This window comes from Micromonospora chaiyaphumensis, assembly GCF_900091435.1.
Lineage (GTDB): Bacteria > Actinomycetota > Actinomycetes > Mycobacteriales > Micromonosporaceae > Micromonospora > Micromonospora chaiyaphumensis.
On sequence record NZ_FMCS01000011.1, the window covers coordinates 16,097 to 32,821 of the forward strand.

The 16,725-nt window shown below is 74.2% G+C and carries 19 protein-coding genes, 1 other RNA gene and 1 pseudogene; 7 read left to right on the plus strand and 14 right to left on the minus strand.

All coding sequences use genetic code 11. The annotated features are described in order from the left end of the window. Window positions 1-87: 87 nt before the first annotated feature. Both GA0070214_RS25655 and panB read left to right on the plus strand, forming a co-directional pair. Window positions 88-1,848: an NAD+ synthase gene (locus tag GA0070214_RS25655; protein WP_091269078.1), complete on the plus strand. Its 1,761-nt coding sequence runs from the start codon at window positions 88-90 to the stop codon at window positions 1,846-1,848. 118 nt (window positions 1,849-1,966) lie between these two features. Beyond that, window positions 1,967-2,812 carry a 3-methyl-2-oxobutanoate hydroxymethyltransferase gene (panB, locus tag GA0070214_RS25660; protein ID WP_091269079.1) on the plus strand — a complete coding sequence of 282 codons (846 nt, stop codon included), beginning with the start codon at window positions 1,967-1,969 and terminating at the stop codon, window positions 2,810-2,812. 46 nt (window positions 2,813-2,858) lie between these two features. Here the strand turns inward: panB and GA0070214_RS25665 are convergent, their stop codons facing one another. The 5 genes from GA0070214_RS25665 to GA0070214_RS25685 form a co-directional block, all read right to left on the minus strand. Next, window positions 2,859-3,302 (minus strand): VOC family protein, encoded by a 444-nt coding sequence (locus tag GA0070214_RS25665; RefSeq protein WP_091269080.1) that lies wholly within the window; start codon window positions 3,300-3,302, stop codon window positions 2,859-2,861. A gap of 28 nt (window positions 3,303-3,330) precedes the next feature. Next, window positions 3,331-4,029, minus strand: a complete 699-nt coding sequence (gene npdG / locus GA0070214_RS25670; protein ID WP_091269081.1) for an NADPH-dependent F420 reductase — start codon at window positions 4,027-4,029, stop codon at window positions 3,331-3,333. A gap of 74 nt (window positions 4,030-4,103) precedes the next feature. Continuing rightward, complete coding sequence (locus GA0070214_RS25675; RefSeq protein ID WP_091269082.1) at window positions 4,104-5,540, minus strand: RNB domain-containing ribonuclease; 1,437 nt, start codon at window positions 5,538-5,540, stop codon at window positions 4,104-4,106. Between the two features lie 71 nt (window positions 5,541-5,611). After that, complete coding sequence (locus GA0070214_RS25680) at window positions 5,612-6,292, minus strand: histone (RefSeq protein WP_244167851.1); 681 nt, start codon at window positions 6,290-6,292, stop codon at window positions 5,612-5,614. 77 nt (window positions 6,293-6,369) lie between these two features. Next, the gene (locus GA0070214_RS25685) at window positions 6,370-6,576 is read right to left on the minus strand and encodes a hypothetical protein (protein WP_091269261.1); all 207 of its coding nucleotides are present in this window, start codon (window positions 6,574-6,576) and stop codon (window positions 6,370-6,372) included. Between the two features lie 154 nt (window positions 6,577-6,730). Here GA0070214_RS25685 and GA0070214_RS25690 point away from each other — a divergent pair, with 154 nt between their 5' ends. Both GA0070214_RS25690 and GA0070214_RS25695 read left to right on the plus strand, forming a co-directional pair. Next, the gene (locus tag GA0070214_RS25690) at window positions 6,731-7,162 is read left to right on the plus strand and encodes a hypothetical protein (RefSeq protein WP_139141905.1); all 432 of its coding nucleotides are present in this window, start codon (window positions 6,731-6,733) and stop codon (window positions 7,160-7,162) included. Between the two features lie 61 nt (window positions 7,163-7,223). Then, complete coding sequence (locus GA0070214_RS25695) at window positions 7,224-8,498, plus strand: M48 family metalloprotease (RefSeq protein ID WP_091269085.1); 1,275 nt, start codon at window positions 7,224-7,226, stop codon at window positions 8,496-8,498. Window positions 8,499-8,580: 82 nt separating this feature from the next. Here the strand turns inward: GA0070214_RS25695 and GA0070214_RS25700 are convergent, their stop codons facing one another. Genes GA0070214_RS25700 through GA0070214_RS25710 form a run of 3 tightly spaced genes read right to left on the minus strand, consistent with a single transcriptional unit; the run spans window position 8,581 to window position 10,400 of the window. After that, window positions 8,581-9,555: a hypothetical protein gene (locus tag GA0070214_RS25700; protein ID WP_244167852.1), complete on the minus strand. Its 975-nt coding sequence runs from the start codon at window positions 9,553-9,555 to the stop codon at window positions 8,581-8,583. Next, window positions 9,549-9,881: a PadR family transcriptional regulator gene (locus GA0070214_RS25705; protein WP_091269086.1), complete on the minus strand. Its 333-nt coding sequence runs from the start codon at window positions 9,879-9,881 to the stop codon at window positions 9,549-9,551. The genes GA0070214_RS25700 and GA0070214_RS25705 overlap by 7 nt, the downstream gene beginning before the upstream one ends. Window positions 9,882-9,902: 21 nt before the next feature. Beyond that, window positions 9,903-10,400: an FBP domain-containing protein gene (locus GA0070214_RS25710; RefSeq protein ID WP_091269087.1), complete on the minus strand. Its 498-nt coding sequence runs from the start codon at window positions 10,398-10,400 to the stop codon at window positions 9,903-9,905. 60 nt (window positions 10,401-10,460) lie between these two features. Between GA0070214_RS25710 and GA0070214_RS25715 the strand changes: the two genes are divergently transcribed. Next, entirely contained in the window at window positions 10,461-11,030 is a 570-nt protein-coding gene (locus GA0070214_RS25715) for a TetR/AcrR family transcriptional regulator (RefSeq protein ID WP_091269088.1), read from the plus strand. A 6-nt stretch (window positions 11,031-11,036) separates the two neighbouring features. Here the strand turns inward: GA0070214_RS25715 and GA0070214_RS25720 are convergent, their stop codons facing one another. The 5 genes from GA0070214_RS25720 to GA0070214_RS25740 all read right to left on the minus strand — a co-directional run bounded on the left by GA0070214_RS25720 (window position 11,037) and on the right by GA0070214_RS25740 (window position 14,874). Beyond that, window positions 11,037-12,251 (minus strand): PP2C family protein-serine/threonine phosphatase, encoded by a 1,215-nt coding sequence (locus GA0070214_RS25720; protein WP_091269089.1) that lies wholly within the window; start codon window positions 12,249-12,251, stop codon window positions 11,037-11,039. Between the two features lie 221 nt (window positions 12,252-12,472). Continuing rightward, on the minus strand, window positions 12,473-12,808 hold the full coding sequence (locus GA0070214_RS25725; protein WP_091269090.1) for a YnfA family protein: 336 nt from the start codon (window positions 12,806-12,808) through the stop codon (window positions 12,473-12,475). Further along, window positions 12,805-13,014, minus strand: coding sequence for a MerR family DNA-binding transcriptional regulator (locus GA0070214_RS25730; protein ID WP_244167853.1), 210 nt, complete (start codon window positions 13,012-13,014; stop codon window positions 12,805-12,807). The genes GA0070214_RS25725 and GA0070214_RS25730 overlap by 4 nt, the downstream gene beginning before the upstream one ends. Further along, complete coding sequence (locus tag GA0070214_RS25735) at window positions 13,011-13,367, minus strand: hypothetical protein (RefSeq protein WP_091269091.1); 357 nt, start codon at window positions 13,365-13,367, stop codon at window positions 13,011-13,013. The genes GA0070214_RS25730 and GA0070214_RS25735 overlap by 4 nt, the downstream gene beginning before the upstream one ends. A gap of 76 nt (window positions 13,368-13,443) precedes the next feature. Beyond that, window positions 13,444-14,874, minus strand: coding sequence for an FAD-dependent oxidoreductase (locus tag GA0070214_RS25740; RefSeq protein ID WP_341845094.1), 1,431 nt, complete (start codon window positions 14,872-14,874; stop codon window positions 13,444-13,446). Between GA0070214_RS25740 and GA0070214_RS32960 the strand changes: the two are divergent. After that, a pseudogene (locus tag GA0070214_RS32960) lies at window positions 14,830-15,246 on the plus strand (TetR/AcrR family transcriptional regulator C-terminal domain-containing protein); the annotation flags it as partial. The gene GA0070214_RS25740 and the pseudogene GA0070214_RS32960 sit on opposite strands and share 45 nt — an antisense overlap. A 78-nt stretch (window positions 15,247-15,324) precedes the next feature. On the opposite strand, the gene rnpB reads toward GA0070214_RS32960, so the two are convergent. Then, window positions 15,325-15,736: RNase P RNA component class A (gene rnpB, locus GA0070214_RS25750), an RNA gene on the minus strand. A gap of 191 nt (window positions 15,737-15,927) precedes the next feature. Here rnpB and GA0070214_RS25755 point away from each other — a divergent pair. Next, window positions 15,928-16,689 (plus strand): sulfite exporter TauE/SafE family protein, encoded by a 762-nt coding sequence (locus GA0070214_RS25755; protein ID WP_091269092.1) that lies wholly within the window; start codon window positions 15,928-15,930, stop codon window positions 16,687-16,689. The last annotated feature ends 36 nt before the right edge of the window (window positions 16,690-16,725 follow it).

The window sequence follows — 16,725 nt, forward strand, 5'->3', positions numbered from 1 at the left end:
CACCGGGCGCGTTACGCCGACGTTACGCCTATGGCGTCTCCCGCGTCCGGTCGGATTCGGGCCCTTCCGCTGGGGCAAGATGAGGGCATGCCCACCCTGCGTCTCGCCCTGTGCCAGGTCGACCCGACGGTCGGTGACATCACCGGCAACGCCGGCATGGTCCGCGCCTGGGCCCGCAGGGCCGCCGACGCCGGCGCCCAGCTCGCCCTCTTCCCGGAGCTGATGCTGACCGGCTACCCGGTCGAGGATCTGGTGTTCCGCCGGTCGTTCGTCGCCGCCTCGCGGGAGGCGCTGCACCGGCTCGCCGCCGACCTGGCCGCCGACGGTCTCGGTGACCTGCCGGTCCTGGTCGGCTACCTCGACGCGGACGGCCCGCCGCAGGTCAGCGCCGACGCCGAGCCGGGCAAGGGGGCACGCAACGCGGCCGCGCTGCTGCACGGCGGGGCGGTGGTCGCCACCTACTTCAAGCACCACCTGCCCAACTACGGGGTGTTCGACGAGGACCGCTACTTCGTCTCCGGCGACGCGCTGACCGTGGTCCGGATCGGCGGCGTGGACGTCGCGCTGACCATCTGCGAGGACCTCTGGCAGGCCGGCGGCCCGTTCGCGGTGGCCCGGCAGGCGGGCGTCGGGCTGGTGCTCAACATCAACGGCTCGCCCTACGAGCTCAACAAGGACGACATCCGGCTGCCGCTGGTCCGCCGCCGCGCGGCCGAGGCGGGCGCCACGATCGCGTACGTGAACATGGTCGGCGGCCAGGACGAGCTGGTCTACGACGGTGACTCGATGATCGTCGACGCGAACGGCACGCTGCTGGCCCGGGCGCCGCAGTTCGTCGAGCACCTGCTGGTGCACGACGTGGAGCTGCCGCCGGCCAAGGAGCCGGTCGGCGGCAACGAGGTCGCCGACGACATGCGGATCGTCCGGGCCAAGGTCAGCGACATCCTCCCGCCGTCCCCCGGCGACGGGGTCGCGGTCGGCGGGATCATCGAGCCGGTCGCCGACGAGGCGGAGGTCTGGCAGGCGCTGGTGCTGGGCCTGCGCGACTACGTCGACAAGAACCGGTTCCCCTCGGTGGTGCTCGGCCTCTCCGGCGGCATCGACTCGGCGGTGTCGGCGGCGCTGGCCGTCGACGCGCTCGGCCCGGACCGGGTGGTCGGGGTGTCGCTGCCCAGCCAGCACTCCTCCGAGCACTCCCGGGTCGACGCCGAGGAGCTGGCGAAGCGCACCGGCCTCCACTTCCGGATCGAGCCGATCCAGCCCATGGTGGACACCTTCCTGGCCAACATGTCGCTCTCCGGCGTGACCGTGGAGAACCTCCAGGCCCGGGTCCGCGGCGTGATCCTCATGGCGCTGTCGAACCAGGAGGGCCACCTGGTCCTCACCACCGGCAACAAGAGCGAGCTGGCGGTCGGCTACTCCACCCTGTACGGCGACTCGGTGGGCGGCTACAACCCGGTGAAGGACGTCTGGAAGACGCTGATCTGGCGGCTGGCCAAGTGGCGCAACGCCGACGCCGAGCGGCGTGGCGAGACGCCCCCGATCCCGGAGAGCTCGATCGGCAAGCCGCCGTCGGCCGAGCTGAGCCCCGGCCAGCTCGACAGCGACAGCCTCCCGGAATACGACGTGCTCGACCCGATCCTGATCGGCTACGTCGACGGCGACCTGGGGCGGGAGGGCCTGGTGGCGTCCGGCCACGACCCGGCGATCGTCGACCGGGTGCTGCGGATGGTGGATACCGCCGAGTACAAGCGCCGGCAGTCCGCCCCGGGCACCAAGATCTCCATGAAGGCGTTCGGCCGGGACCGGCGGCTGCCGATCACCAACCGCTGGCGCGAGGACGGCTGACGCACGCCCCGCCGGGAGTGAAATCCTCCACTCCGCCCTGCCCCCGGCCGGTGCCCCGGTGCGACGATCGCGGCGGAACCCGGGGACCGCGAACGCGGCCTCGAGGAAGGAGAGAGTCATGGTGGAGTCCACCCCCACCGAGGTGACCGCCCTCTACGGCGGGCCGGCCACCCGGCGGGTCCGCACCCGCGACCTGATCGCCGCCAAGGAGCGCGGCGAGCGCTGGGCGATGCTCACCTCGTACGACCAGTACACCGCCTCGATCTTCGACCAGGCGGGGATTCCGGTGCTGCTGGTCGGCGACTCGGCGGCGAACAACGTCTTCGGCTACGAGACGACCCTGCCGGTGACCGCCGAGGAACTGCTCCCCCTGGTCCGCGCGGTGGTGCGGGCGACCCGGCAGGCGCTGATCGTCGGTGACCTGCCCTTCGGCTCCTACGAGGAGGGGCCGACGCAGGCGCTGCGGACCGCCGTGCGGTTCATGAAGGAGGGCGGCTGCCATGCGGTGAAGCTGGAGGGCGGCCGGCGCTGCGCCGCCCAGATCGAGGCGATCGTCGGGGCGGGCATCCCGGTGATGGCCCACATCGGCTTCACCCCGCAGAGCGAGCACACCCTGGGCGGCTACCGGGTGCAGGGCCGGGGCGACACCGCCGAGGAGGTGATCGCCGACGCCCGCGCGGTGGCCGAGGCGGGCGCGTTCGCGGTGGTGCTGGAGATGGTGCCGGGCGAGGTGGCCAAGCGGATCACCGCCGAGCTGCGCATTCCCACGGTGGGCATCGGCGCCGGCCCGGACACCGACGGGCAGGTGCTGGTGTGGCAGGACATGGCCGGCCTGCGCACCGGCAAGGCCCCGCGCTTCGTCAAGCGCTACGCCGACCTGGCCGGCGCGCTGACCGACGCCACCCGCCGCTACGCCGAGGAGGTGCGCGGCGGCCAGTTCCCCGCCGCCGAGCACACCTTCTGACCGCACGCCGGGCGGCGCGGCTCGCAAGCCGCGCCGCCCGGCCGGCTCAGACCACGCAGAACTCGTTGCCCTCCGGGTCGGCGAGCTGCGCCGAGTAGTAGCCGTTGTCGGGGTCGTCCATCGAGCCGAGGACCCGCGCGCCCAGGGCGGTCAGCCGGGCCACCTCGGCGTCGACGCGGGACCGCCGCTCGACCACCGGCACCCCGCGCCCGCCGCCGACCTTCAGGTCGATGTGCAGCCGGTTCTTGACCGTCTTGGTCTCGGGGACGGGCTGGAACCAGATCCGCGGGCCGGCGCCGGTCGGGTCCTCCAGCCGGTCGGCGCAGTCGCCCTCGCCGAGCTCCTCACCCGGGATGCCGACCGAGAGGTACCAGTCCCGCCAGGTCGGGTGCCCGTCCGGCGGCGGCTGCGGCCGGTAGCGCAGCGCCTCGGCCCAGAACGCGACGAGCCGCGACGGCTCCCGACAGTCGATCACCAGTTGCCACTCCATGCGGCGATGGTGCCGCACGGGTACGACGTCAGAGGTCGGTGACGCGGATGCCGGCGTGCGCCTTGTAGCGCTTGTTGATCGCGATGAGGTTCGCCGTGAACGCCTCGATCTGGTGGGCGTTGCGCAGCCGGCCGGCGTAGATGCCCCGCATCCCGGGGATCCGGGCGGCGAGCGCGGCGACCACGCCGACGAGTTCCCGGTCCTCGGTGCAGATGAGCACGTCCAGATCGATCCGGTCGACCTCCGGGTCGGCCAGCAGGGGCGCGCTGACGTGGTTGAAGGCGGCGCAGACCCGGGAGTCGGGCAGCAGCCCGGCGGCCTGCTGCACGGCGCTGCCCTCGGGGACGGTCAGCGCGTACGGACCCTGCTTGTCGAAGCCGAGCGGGTTGACGCAGTCGACGACGATCTTGCCGGCGAGCGGGCCGGCCAGCGCTCCGACGACGGCGGCGTGCCCGTCCCACGGCACCGCGATGATCACCACGTCGCTGCGCCGGGCGACCTCGTCGTTGTCCGCTCCGGAGACGGCGGCGCCGGCCGGCACGCCGGGCAGTGCGGCGATCTCGGCGGCGGCCTGTGCGGCCCGGTCGGCGGCGCGGGAGCCGATCAGCACGGTCTGCCCGGCCCGCGCGAACCGGTAGGCGAGGCCCCGCCCCTGGTCGCCGGTGCCACCGATGATGCCGACGGTCAGCCCGGAGACGTCGGGCAGCGTGGTCGCGTCGTAAGCCATACGGGTCATCCTCGCAAAGGTCACCGCCCGGCAGCGCGGCCGGGCGCTGTGACAATCCCCGCGCTCGGCGCGCCTCACGCCTTCTCGAAGGCGACCTTGCGCTGCGCCGGGTCGGCGGCGGTCAGGCGCACCCGGACGCGCTCACCGAGCGGCAGGTCGCCCGTGCAGCGGGCGCGCACCGGCGGCTCGTCCAGGGCGACGGTGCCCCCGGGCGGGCGCCCCGGCCGGCCGTTGCCCGCGGGCCGCGGCTCGTCCACGTCGAGCACCGCCGCCTCGAAGGTCTCCCCCACCCGGTGCGCCAGCAGCACCGCCTCGGCCAGTTCCACCGCGCCCCGGGTGGCCGCCGAGGCGGTCCGGTCGGTGGTGGCCATCACCTCGGGCAGCTTCGGCAGCGCGGCGCGGACGTGCTCGGGCACCTCCCGGCCCTCGTGCAGGGCCAGGCAGGCCTCGGTGGCGTACCGGTCGGCGAGCCGGCGCAGCGGCGCCGTCACGTGGGCGTACGCGGCGGCCACCCCGCCGTGTTCCGGCTGCTCGGGCAGCTCGCCGTCGAACGCCGTGTACGCGGCGCCGCGCATCAGCTCGGCGGCCTGGTCGACGAAGGCCGCCGCCCGGGGCTGCGAGGCGTCCAGCCCGGCGAGCACCGCGCCGACCGTGGCGCCGGCCGGCCAGTGCACGCCGAGCGGCCCGGCGGCCAGCCGCAGCCGCTCGACCGCCTCCGGCCGGGGCGGCGGCATGGTGCGCAGCAGGCCGATCCGGCCGGCGAGCATGATGTCGGCGGCGGCCATCCCGGTCAGCAGGGAGATCTGGGCGTTGTGCTCCTCCATCGGGCCGGGGCCGCGCAGCACCAGCCGCCAGCCGTCGCCGTCCGGCTCGACGTCCTGCTCCGGCAGCGGCAGGTTGATCGCCCCCCGGTGCAGCCCGCGCGCGGTGAGCAGGGCCCCGATCTCGGGCAGCAGGGCGATCGGCTCCGGCAGCCGCCCGGCGTCGGCGTCGCGCTGCACCCCGGAGTAGTCGAGCTTGGCCCGGCTGCGCACCCGGGCCCGCTCCAGCGTGACGGCGACCATGGCGCCGTCGGCGTCGAGGTCGATGGTCCACAGCACCGCCGCCCGGTCGGCGTCGGGCAGCAGGCTGGCCGCCCCCTCGCTGAGCGTGTGCGGGTGCAGCGGCACGTTGCCGTCGGGCAGGTAGACGGTCTGCCCCCGGCGCCAGGTCTCCACCTCGAGCGCCCCGCCGGGGCGGACGTGGGTGAACACGTCGGCGATCGCGTACCGGATGCGGAAACCGCCACCGGGACGGCGGGCGAGGTGCATGGCCTGGTCGAGGTCGCGCGAGGTCGCCGGGTCGACAGTGACGAACGGGACGTCGGTCCGGTCGGCGACGGCCGGCAGCGGCGCGGCGGCGGCCGCGTCGGCCTCGCGCTGCGCCGCGGCCGGGAATTCCTCGGGAAGTCCCAGCTCGCGGCGCAGCGCGCCGAAGTCGATGCGGGGCGCCAGTACGCGTCGGATCACCACGGGGTCAATCCTGACAGCGCCCCGCGTGATCCGCTGACCGGCGCGCGCCGGTCAGCGGCGGGCGCCCGCCCTCAGGCGGAGGCCCGGCGGGCCGGCGCCTTGCGTGCGGTGGTCTTCTTCGCGGCCGTGGTCTTCTTGGCCGGGGCCTTCTTCGCCGCCGTGGTCTTCTTCGCGGTGGCCTTCTTGGCGGGGGCCTTCTTCGCCGCCGTCTTGCGCGCCGTGGGGCGCGTCGAGGCGGTGGTCTTCTTGGCGGGCGCCTTCTTGGCGGGCGCCTTCTTGGCGGCGGTGGTCTTCTTCGCGGCCGTGGTCTTCTTGGCCGGGGCCTTCTTGGCCACCGTGGTCCGCGTCGCCGCGGTCGTCGTCTTCCGCGCCGCGGTGGTCTTCTTCGCCGCCGTCGTCTTCTTCGCGGTGGCCTTCTTGGCCGGCGCCTTCTTGGCCGGCGCCTTCTTGGCCGGCGCCTTCTTCGCGGTCGTCTTCGTGGCGGGCGCCTTCTTCGCCGCGGCCTTCTTGGCCGGCGCCTTCTTGGCGGTGGTCTTGGTGGCGGGCGCCTTCTTGGCGGGCGCCTTCCGTGCCGCCGACACAACCTTCCGGGCGGTCGCCTTCTTCGCGGCGGCCTTCTTCGCCGGCACCCGGCCGGCGCCGGCACCCGAGGCGTTCGGGGACGCCTTGGTGACCGTCGTCCTGCCCGCGGTGGTCCTCTTCGCGGTCGTCCGTTTCGCGGCCGGGCGGGTGGCCTGCTGTGCTTCGGCCATCTCGGTTCCCTTTCCTGGGGACGTGCTCTCGCCCTCGCGGAGCACGGATCACCTCGACGCGGGCCGTCCCGCGCCGTCTACCTGTCCTCCCCGGCCCAACGGGCGTCCTCGGCGTCCCACGCTTCGTTGCGCTCCCGCACCTGCTGCAGGGCGTTCTCCGCGTCGGCGGCTGAGGCGTACGGTCCGAGAACGTGCTTCGCGGGGCACACGTCGGCATCGGTCTCGACCCGGTGGTGTCGGGTGCACCAGTAGTAGTGCCCGCCACCACGTCCGTCGTCGCTCATGCGATCACTGTGCACCGCGAACCGCCCGGCCGCCACCGGAACGCCGTAAATAGTCGCCGATGTTCTCCACAGTAGACCTGGTCAGGACGGTTTCGGGCCGGAACGGCGAAAGACGGGGCAGCCGGCCGGCGGGTCGAGGGCGCACAATCCCGGGGTGCGGTTCGGGGGAGGACGGTCGGCACGCCGACGGCGGGGGCTGGTGGCCGGCACGGCGCTGGCGGGCCTCGTGGCGGTCGGCCTGGCGGTGGCGTTGCCGCTGCTGCGCGACCGGTCCCAGCACCGGCTGGAACGCCGGGCCGACCGCGAGGTGACGGCCACCGCGCAACGCACGCGGGCCGTCCTGCTGGCCGAGCAGTCGGCGCGGGAGGCCGACCTGCGGCGCGCCGCCGACACGGTGGACGGCGTCGAGGTCCTCACGGCCGCCGTGGGCGCCGCCGAGGTCCGGCTGGTCTTCCGGGTACGCGTGGCGAAGACCGCCGCGTCGGTGTTCGGCTGGCAGCGGGCCGACGCCACCGCCTGTTTCGCCCAGGTGGTGCGGCGGGGAGCCACGCCCGCCCCGCTGGAACGGCTGCCCTGCCCCCGCTGACCGGCGGCTCCCCCGAACGGCCGGTACCACCGGCGGGCGGGACCCGACAGGATCACGGCTCATGATCACCACGATGGCCGGCACGGGGGCGTGTCCGGAGTGCGGCGCGGCGACCGTGTCGATCCGCGAGGCGCTGCCCTGGTGCGCCGGTTGCGAATGGAACCTCGACGGATACGACCGGGCCCGCCACGAACCCGAGCTGGGCTGGTCCTGGATCGACCGGCGGACCTACCGGCTGGCGGCCCGGCTGACCCGCCAGCAGTACGCGGCCCTCGTCGGCCGGCCGCTGGAGTCGGCCGGATGGGGCCGGGCCGAGACGCTGACCGTCGGCGTCTCGGTGCTCCTCCTGGCCGGGGTGCTGGCCCTCGCGGTGACCGGAGTGTGGCTGCTGTTCGCGTACCCGTTCCCGAACTTCGCGGTCGTCCTCGGGCTGGCGCTGATCGGGCTGGCGGTGGCGCTGCGCCCCCGCTTCGGTCGCGTCCCGCCGGAGGTGGACGTGCTCACCCGCGCCGAGGCGCCCGAACTGCACGCGCTCGTCGAGGAGGTGGCCGGCCGGATCGGCGCGCCGGTGCCGCACGTGCTGGGGGTCGACAGCGACCTCAACGCGTACGCGACAGCGGTGGGCCTGCGCCGGCGGCGACTGCTCTGCCTCGGGCTGCCGCTGTGGGGCGCCCTCGACGGGCCGGCGCGGGTGGCGTTGCTCGGTCACGAGCTGGGCCACTTCGTCAACGGCGACGTGCGGCGGGGGCCGCTGACCCAGCCGGCGCTGACGATGCTCGGCACCGCCGCGGACCTGTTCCGGCCGGCGCCCGGCACGCACGGCGCCGGCATCATCGTGCTGATCGGCGAGTGGCTGGGCCGGATGGTGTCCTGGACGCTGTCCCGGCTGCTCTTCGTCGGCCACCTGGCGCTGGCCGCCACCGCGCTGCGCGGCAGCCAGCGGGCCGAGTACCTGGCCGACGAGATGGCCGCCCGGGCGGCCGGCACGGCGGGGGCGACCCGCCTGCTCGACGTGCTGCTCAGCACCGAGTCGGTGGCGCTGGTCGTGCGCCAGGCCGCGCGGGGCGGGCACGGGCCGGCGGCCTGGCGGGCCGGGACGGCCCGGTCGCTCGCCGCCGGGGCCGACCGCCTGCCGCTGGTACGCCAGCTCTCCGTGCGGGAGGAGATGTCGCTGTTCGCCACCCATCCCCCGGCCGGCCTGCGCCACCGGATGCTCACGGCGCGGTCGTGGCAGGACCCCGCCGTGGTGCTCACCGAGGCCCGGGCCGAGCGGATCGATGCGGAGCTGGCCCGGTACTACGAGCGGGCCGGCCGGATCGTGAGCTGGAACGGCTGACGCCGTACGGGCCCGGCCGTCACGTGGCGGGCCGGCCGGGCGGCGTCGATCCCGGCCCTTCGTCACGCGGCGGCCGGCGGCGTCAGGCGGGTGCCGGCACGGGTTCCGGCGCGGGTTCGGTGGCCGGTGCCGGCCGGGCCGCCGCGACGGCGTACGCCACCGCGTACGGGGTGCAGGCCAGGTAGAAGACGGGCTCGACGAGCACCCGGTCGGTGATGAGGAACCGTTCCCAGGCGGTGGGCCGGGGCAGGCCCAGCGACGAGTCGGTCCAGCAGGTGAGCAGCCACAGCGGGGCGGACACGCGGTCCACGGTGTCCGGGGGCAGCCCGTCGGCGACCGGCCCCACGGGGGGCGCCGGGATGGCGGAGACCACCGCCAGGACGACCGCGGCGTCGGCCGCGACCAGCGCGCCGAGCACTCCGACGGCCCAGGCCAGCCGGGTCCGCCCCCGGCTCGCCAGGGTCCCCGCGCCCCAGAGGGCCGGCACCAGCAGGGCGAGCCAGAGCAGCAGCCCGGGAACGGTGCCCGGCAGGCCCTGCTCGCCCCGGCCCGCGAACGCGGCCAGCACCACGGTCAGGGTCAGCGCGATCGGCAGCACGACGCCGAGCGCGGTGGGAAGCGGCCCGGTCCGTACGGTCCGTCGCGCGGCCCGGGTGACGAGGAGGGCGAGCAGGGCGCCGGCCCCGGCGGTGAGGCCGGACCAGAGTGGCAGTTGCACGGCGGTCGCCCAGGTGAGGCGGACGTCGAGCACGGCGTATGCCAGGTTCATCACCACGGCGGCGAGCACCACGACGGCGACGCACGCCGGCGGGGCGAGCAGCAGCACCCGGGCGGTGTGCCGCAGCCGCCGGTGCAGCACGGTCCGGTCGACCACCGGCCCGCCGGCCCGGCCGGCGGCGAGACTGGCGGCGAAGCGCAGCATCCGCCGCCGCTCCCCGCCCTCGGCCAGCACGTGCAGCTCGGCCTCCCACTCCCGGATCAGCTCGGCGCGCAACTCCACGGGCCAGCGCCGCGCCGCCGTGCGCAGCAGGAGACCGGCCAGCCGCCGCGTCACCACGCCGGGGCTCCCGTCGGCTCGGCGCCACCCCGGGACGTCCCGCCCTCCGGGGCGAGGGCGCGCAGCTCGGCCAGCGCCAGCCGGGCGTCCCGCACCCCCTCGCCGGTGAGCCGGTAGTAGCGGCGCGCGGGCCGCCCCGCGGCCACCGGATCGACCTCCTCCCAGTCGGCGGCGAGCCAACCGGCCGCCCGGAGCCGGTGCAGGACGGGATAGAGGGTGCCGCTGGGCAGGCCGGTGAGCTTCATGAGGTCGAGCCCGTAGCGCGGGGCCTCGGGGTCGGCGAGGAGTGCGGCGAGCACCTTCGCCACGGGGATCGTCAACCGCATGGGAAGGACTGTATCGGAACACTACATAGGGGTGTGCCCCACGACCTGCTGGAGGAAGGCGGCCAGGTTGGCGGTGGTCCGGTCGACCTTCTCGGCCAGCGTGATGGACTCGTCGAGGCGCCGGCCCGCGCTCTTCCGGCCCCGCAGGTAGAGCGAGCAGGCGAGGTCGGCGCAGAGGTAGCTGCCGACCGAGTTGCCCGCCCGCCCGTCCGGCCCGGCCTTGCGGGCGGTCATCAGCGTGACGCCGTCACCGGTGTGCGTGGTCAGGCAGAGCGAGCACATGCTGCGCCGGGCCCGCCCGGCCTGCGACGCCACCCGCAGGGCCACCCCGAGCAGCCCGGTGCCGGACTCGGCGACCAGGTAGGCCCGCTCCGCGCCGGCGGGGTCACGCCAGCCGAGGAAGTCGAGGTCCGCCCACGGCCGCTCGGCCAGATCCCGGGGCAGGGCCAGGCGCTTCGCCTCGCCCTTGGTGCAATTGACGAAGGAGGCCCGGATGGCGGGCTCGGTGAGGGGTGTCATAGGCGCTAGTCTAGACCCCCTAGGTAAAAACCTAGAGCATTGAGATGTGGGGTGGGGCACATGGCCCGTACGGGGTTGACGGTCGAACGGCTGACCCTGGCGGCCGCGGAGATGGCCGACGAGGTCGGCTTCGAGAACGTCACCGTCTCGGCGCTCGCCCGCCGGTTCGGGGTGAAGGACGCAAGCCTGTACTTTCACCTCAAGAGCGCCCACGACCTGCGCGTCCAGGTGGCGATGCTGGCCCTGCGGGAGATGGCCGACGGGGCCGCCGACGCGCTCGCGGGCCGGGCGGGCAAGGACGCGCTGGTGGCCTTTGCCAACGCGTACCGCGACTACGCCCTCCGGCACCCCGGCCGGTACGCCGCGGCGCAGCTGCAACTCGACCGGGAGACGGCCGAGGCGAGCGCGGCCCGCCGGCACGCCGAGATGACCCGGGCGATCCTGCGCGGCTACCAGCTCGCCGAGCCCGACCAGACCGACGCCGTACGCCTGCTGCACGGCACCTTCCACGGCTACGTGTCGCTGGAACGCGCGGGCGGCTTCCGCCACACTCCGCGGACGACGGACGCCAGCTGGTCCCGCACCCTGGACGCCCTCGACGCCCTGCTGCGGAACTGGCCGCCGCAGTGAGGAGGGTCAGCGGGGCAGCCGGCGGACGGCCAGCAGGGCGATGTCGTCGGTCGGGTGCTCGGTGTCCAGGGTGGACATGACGGTCGCGGCCACCGTGTCGACGGGCGCCAGCGGGACGGCCGCGGTCAGCCGGGCCACACCCGCGTCGAACAGCTCCCCCCGTCGCTCGACGAGCCCGTCGGTGTAGGCGACCAGGACCGCGCCGGGCGGGAAGTCGACCGTCGTGGTGTGCCGCGCCGGGCTGCGACGGCCGGTGCCGAGTGGCGGGTCGATGTGCGCGTCGAGCAGGGCGTTCGGGTGGCCGGGCAGCGCCAGCACCGGGCGCGGATGGCCGGCCACGGAGACGAGCACGGTCTCCCGGTCCGGTGAGATCATGGCGTACAAGGCGGTGGTCAGGCTGCCGGCCTCGAAGTGCACCACCTTCCGGTCGAGCAGGGTCAGCGCCTCCGCCGGGTCGTCGGAGACCAGCGCGTAGGCGCGCAGCGCGCTGCGGACCCGGCCCATCACCACGGCGGACTGGAGCCCGTGCCCGGAGACGTCGCCGACGACCACGCCCAACCAGCCGGACGGCAGGCTGAAGACGTCGTACCAGTCGCCGCCGACGCCGGAGGCGTGACCCGGCACGTACCGGCCGGCCAGTTCCAGGTCGGGTAGGTCGGGCAGTTCGGCGGGGATCAGGCTCCGTTGCAGGGCCAGCGCGGCGGCCTGGTCCAGGGTGCTAGCGCGGGCGCTGCTCGCCAGGCTGACCCGGTCGGCGACCAGTTCGAGGAGGCGGACGTCGTCGAGGGTGAACTGCCGGGGCGACAGGGTGCCCACGTGCAGCACGCCGACGAGCGCACCCCGGGCCATGATCGGCACGCCCAGGAGGGACCGCACCCCGGTCTCGATCAGCACCGGGTTGACCACGTTGTCGGGGGTGACGGTCTGGAGGATCACCGGCTGCCGGGTGAGCGCGACCTGGCCGGCGAACCCACGGCCGACGGAGACCCGGAAGCCCTGCCGGACCTCCTCCTCCAGCCCCCGGGCAGCGGTGGCCACCAACTGCTGGGCGCGCACGTCGAGCAGGAGGATCGCGGCCGTGTCGACCCCCAGCAGGTCACGCACCCGATCGAGCAGCTCGTCGAAGAGGTCGGCGACATCGAGTCGGGACAGCGTCGCGTCGGTCACCGCCTCAACCCGGCGCAACCACTGATCGTCCCGCAGGACCTCCGCCCGAACCACCCCACGATCCTAGTTGCGCACCGGCAATTTCTGCTCGTTGCGACCCGTGAGACGGCCGTCCCAGCGGCTGGTCGAACCGGATATCCCGCGCGAAAGACGACGGACGGGTGGACCGGTACGCCGGATTCTAGCGGGAGAGCACCCTCCCCGACCCGGTCTGGCACGCTGGGGGCAGCCGGTCACGGCGACATTACCCGGACATCGAGGCGGGGCGGCGGTCGTCAACCGGCGCGGGGCGCGTACATGATGACGGCGACTCCGACGAGGCAGATCGCCGCGCCGGCCATGTCGTAGCGGTCGGGGCGGAACTTGTCGACGACCATGCCCCAGGCCAGGGAGCCCGCGACGAAGACGCCGCCGTAGGCGGCGAGGATGCGGCCGAAGTTCGGGTCGGGCTGGAAGGTGGCGACGAAGCCGTAGAACCCGAGTGCGACGGCCCCGGCCGCGACCCAGAGCAGTCCTCGATGCTCCCGCCAGCCCTGCCAGACCAGCCACGCCCCGCCGATCTCGGCGAGCGCGGCGAGCAGGAAGAGCAGGATCGAGCGGGCAACCGTCATGCGTCGGACCGTAGCGTGACCACCTGGCTTTCCGCGGTCTTGATGACCCGCAGCAGGGTGACCGTGTCGGACGGGTAGAGCCGGTGCCCGCCCGGCGACCGCCGCGGGGAGGCGAGCAGCCCCCGGCGCTCGTAGTAGCGGAGCGTCTGCACGTTGACCCCGGCGGCGTCGGCCAGCTCGCCGCTGCGCAGCCCCGATCCGGTCATCTCCGGCCCCGCGCGGACGTCGCCCGCTCGGCGAGGGCGTCGAGCACGCCGACGTGTGCCGCCGGCACCCGGACGTCCAGCGTCAGCAGGCCGGGGCCGGGTCGCGCGAGGTCGAACGTGAAGAACGAGCAGCAGGACGATTCGCGGGCGGTCAGCTCCCGTGCGGTCTCCTCGACCTGCTCCGCACCGTCGAGCCGCAACCGCAGGTGCTCCGGCGACAGTCGGTCGGCCCCGCGGACCGCCGCGCGGAAGAACCGGTCGAACTCGGCGAGCCGCAGCGGCCGCTCCGCCGTCGGCAGGGTGCACGCGTCCGGCACCCAGGAAGCGCTCGCCGTGATGTGGTCGTCGCTCATACGTCGACGGTAAGCCCGTACCCGGGTACCGGATGCAAGCCCGCAGGCGCCGCCGGTGCGCCGCCTCACGAAGGCGTCATTTCGTGGGCGCCGGGTCGGGGGGTCGTGCCGTGAAGAAGCGGGTGATGTCCTCCGCTGCGGTGGGAGACAGCATCATCGCCTGGACTCGTGCGGACATTTCGGCGATCGGGTGGGTCCTCGTGAACATCGCCTCCTCGTATGCCCGGATCGCCGAGTCCGGGTCGGCGGGGTTGGCGGCGAGTTCGCCGGCGAGTTCGGCGGCGTCGAGCATGGCCTGATTGGCGCCTTCGCCGACCGGTGGCATGAGGTGCGCGGCGTCGCCGATGAGGGTGATCCCCGGTTGGTGGGCCCAGCGCGTACCGGTGGGCATCGCTTCGATCCGGCGCGGCGTCGGCGCGCTGTCGCCGGCCTCGATGAGTGCGGTGAGGCTCGGGTCCCAGCCGTCGAACATCTCCAGGAGAGCGCGCCTACTGCGGTAGGTGTCGATGTCGCGATCCGCTGCGCGGACGGAGATCCCGACTCGGATGGTGCCGTCGCCGAGGCGTTGGGCCGCCAGGATCTGGTTCACGCCGATGCACCACAGGTTCCCGGGGCCGACCAGCTCGGCGACAGCCGGGTGGCGCCGGTCGGCGTCGCTGATGCTCAGCTCCACCAGGGTGGCCACGTAGGACAGTCCCGCCTCGGTCAGCAGCGACCGGACGACCGAGCGCGCGCCGTCCGCGCCGATGAGGAGGTCGCAGTCGGCGCTGCGGCCACCATCGAACGTCAGCCCGAAGCCTCCGCCGGGTCGGGGCGTCGCCGCGACGAGCCGGTGCTGCCACGCCACCGCGCCGCCCGGGAGCGAGCCGAGCAGGAGATCACGCAGTGCGCTGCGGTCGATCTCGGGGCGGCCGGAGAATGAGCCGGGTTGGGGCCTGTGGTGCACGAGGGTGCGCCCGGCCGGGTCGAGGATGCGATGTTCCTCGCCCTCGGGCCGCGCCTCGGACCGGAACCGGCCGGCGAGACCCGCCTCGGCCAGGGCCCGTTGCCCGGACTCCGGGTGCAGGTCCAGCGATCCGCCCTGCGAACGCGCGGACCGGCTCGCCTCACGTTCGTACACCACGGCGTCGATGCCGTGCCGGTAAAGGATTCGGGCCAGCGTGAGGCCGCCGAGGCCGCCACCGGCGATCGCGATTCGCATCATCACTTCCCTTACCGTACGCTGTATCTCATGGATACGCCGTACGGTAGCGCACCGCTGCCCGTGTGGGAACGGCCGGAACCCCAGCCGCGGGCGGCGCCGGTGCCGTTGAGCCGCGCGAAGATCGCCGCTGCGGCGATCCGCCTTGCCGACGCGGAGAGCCTCGACGGACTGTCGGTACGCAAGATCGCCAAAGAGCTCGGTGTCGGTCCGATGCGGCTCTACGACTACGTGACCAACAGGTCCGAACTGCTCGATCTGATGGTCGACGCCGTCTATGCCGAGATCGCCGAGGCCGGCGAGCAATCCGAGTGGCGCGCCACGCTACTGGCCATCGTGCACCGGACCCGTGACGCCGCCCTCGCGCACGAGTGGTTCGCCGACCTGCTCGGCGCGAGGCCGCACCTCGGACCCCATGCGCTCGCCGTGGGCGAGACGACCGCGGCGGCGCTCACCCAGGCCCCCGGGATACGCACCATCGACGACCTCCAGCGGGCCCTGGGCGCCCTCAACGCCTTCATCATCGGTGCGCTCCGCAGGGAGGTCACCGAGCGGCGTACCGCCCGTTCCACGGGCACCGACGAGGCCGCCTGGCAGGCCAGCCTCGGCCCCTACCTCACCCGCATGCTCGACACGGGCCGCTATCCCACGGTCGCCCGGCTCGTCATCGACGGCGCCCACCTCGACGCCGAGGAAACCTTCCACCACAACCTGACCACCGTCCTCGACGGCATCACCGGCCATCCCGATGGGCGACGGACGAGTCGACCTGTACGCCGGATTCTGTGACCGGCACCGCCCCGGAGGGCGGGCCGGCGGCGGCCATCCATCTCGGCCTACCGTCGCCGGCAGGCTCCAGCGGCCTACCCGCAGACATCGGGCGGGCCGCCCTCAAGCGTCTGCGCGGGCCGTCATCTTGCGGTGACGACCCTTTCTTGGCCTTGCTCCGGGTGGGGTTTACCGAGCCATCCCGGTCACCCGGGATGCTGGTGGGCTCTTACCCCACCGTTTCACCCTTACCGTCCCGTTTCGGGCCGGCGGTTTGTTTTCTGTGGCACTGTCCCGCGGGTCACCCCGGGTTGCCGTTAGCAACCACCCTGCCCTGTGGAGTCCGGACGTTCCTCGGCGACGGGCCGCAGCCCGCCGACGCGACCGCCCGGTCGACTCGTCCGTCGCGCCCTCATCCTAACGACGAGACCCCCGCGCCCATTTCCACCCCGCCATCGGCGTTGACCAAGGGGTTTGCGTCGGGACGGGGCCGGATCCCGGCGCAAACCTCTTGATCAACGCGGGAGCAGCCGCCGAGGGCGGTGGAGGCCGTTCTGCGCGGGGGTGACCGGCGGGCTAGCCTGCGGGATCATGGAGCTCTCCGACGTCGCGCTGCTGATCGCCGCCGGTCTCGCCGCGGGCACGGTGAACGCGGTGGCCGGGGGCGGCTCCCTCATCACCTTCCCGGCCCTGATCGCGATCGGCCTGCCCCCGGTGCCCGCCAACGTCAGCAACTCGGTGTCGGTCTTCCCGGGTTACGTGGCCAGCGTGGCGGGCAGCCGGGCGGACCTGCCCCGCGGGCGGGCGCTCTGGCCGCTGCTGCCCACCGCCGTGGCCGGCACGGTCGTCGGCTGCGTACTCCTGCTGGCCACCCCGGCGCGCGCGTTCGAACTGGTGGTGCCGTTCCTGGTGCTGGGCGCGACCGCCGTGCTGGCCTTCCAGGATCCGCTGCGCCGGCTGGTCGGCCATCCGGCCGACCTCAGCCCGCGCCGCCGTACCGTCACGGTCCAGGCCATGGTCGCGCTCGGCACGGTGTACGGCGGTTACTTCGGCGCGGCGCTCGGGGTGATGCTGGTGGCCGGCCTGGCTCTCGTGCTGGACACCACGCTGGCCCGGGTGTCGGCCATCAAGAACCTGCTCTCGGCCATGGTGGGGCTGACCACGCTGGTGGTGTTCGCGCTCTTCGGTCCGGTCAACTGGGCCGCGGTGGCGGTGGTCGCACCGGCCACGCTGGTCGGCGGGTACGCGGGCGCCCGGCTGGTCCGCCGGCTCCCGCCGGTGGTGCTGAGGACCCTCATCGTGGTCTTCGGCACGGTGATCGGCCTCTACCTGCTCTACCGCGCCCTCGGCTGACCGAGCGGGAGGGGCCCATCAGGAACGGGCCCCTCC